Source organism: Streptomyces boncukensis (assembly GCF_011045075.1).
Taxonomy (GTDB): Bacteria; Actinomycetota; Actinomycetes; order Streptomycetales; family Streptomycetaceae; genus Streptomyces; species Streptomyces boncukensis.
In genome coordinates, this window is record NZ_JAAKZZ010000998.1 from 1 (window position 1) to 1,141 (window position 1,141).

The window sequence follows — 1,141 nt, forward strand, 5'->3', positions numbered from 1 at the left end:
GCCCCCGTCCCCGGCCGGCCCCCGCGCGAGGAGATCCTCGAACGGCCCGGATTCGGCCGGTTCTTCACCGACCATATGGTGCTCATCTCCTGGGACACCGCGCACGGCTGGCATGACGTGCGGATGGCCCGCCACGGACCGCTGCCCGTCGACCCCGCCGCCATGGCGCTGCACTACGGGCAGAGCGTCTTCGAGGGGCTGAAGGCCCACCGGCGTCCCGGCGGGAAGGCAGCCGCCCTCCGCCCGGAGGAGAACGCCCGCCGCTTCCGGGCCTCCGCGCGACGGCTGGCCATGCCCGAGCTGCCCGAGAAGACGTTCCTCGCCTCCCTGGACGCGCTGGTGCGCATGGACCGCGACTGGATCCCGCAACGGCCGGGGCAGTCGCTGTATCTGCGGCCGTTCATGGTCGCCACGGAGGCCGCGCTCAGCGTCCGCGCCGCCGACAGCTACCTCTTCGCCGTGATCGCCTCGCCGGTCGACGGCTACTTCTCCTCGGGCCCGGAGCCGGTCTCCGTGTGGGTGTCCGAGGAGTACGTCCGTGCCGCGCCCGGCGGCACCGGCGCCGCCAAGACCGGCGCCAACTACGCCGCCTCCCTCGCCGGCCAGGCCGAGGCCACCGCCCACGGCTGCGACCAGGTGGTCTGGCTGGACGCGCGGGAGCGCCGGTGGGTGGAGGAGATGGGCGCCATGAACATCTTCTTCGTCTACGGCGACCTCCTCGTCACGCCCGGACTGACCGGCTCCCTGCTGCCCGGCATCACCCGCTCCTCCCTCCTCACCCTCGCCCGGGACCTCGGCTACCGGGTCAGGGAGCGCGGGGTCTCCCTGGAGGACTGGCGCCGGGACGCCGCCGACGGCTCCCTGACCGAGGTCTTCGCCTGCGGCACCGCGGCGGGCGTCACCCCGGTCGGAGCGGTGCGCTCGGCGCGCGCCGACTGGACGGTCGGCGACGGCCGCGCGGGCCCGGTCACCACCCGGCTGCGCACCGAACTGCTGGCCCTGCAGGAGGGCACGGCGCCCGATCCGCACGGCTGGATGCACGAACTGGGCGGGCCGGGCCCGGTGGCCCTCAGCTGGCCCGCCGCCGATTTGCGCGGACTGCTGAGCGACCCGAGGCCGTGAGCCGCCCGCCGCTCCCTCC

General features: G+C 75.1%; 1 protein-coding gene. It reads left to right on the forward strand.

Annotated elements, in window-relative coordinates; genetic code table 11:
- A partial coding sequence (locus G5C65_RS37555) for a branched-chain amino acid aminotransferase (protein ID WP_165303521.1) occupies positions 1 to 1,122 on the forward strand: 1,122 nt, incomplete at its 5' end.
- Between the last annotated feature and the right edge of the window lie 19 nt (positions 1,123 to 1,141).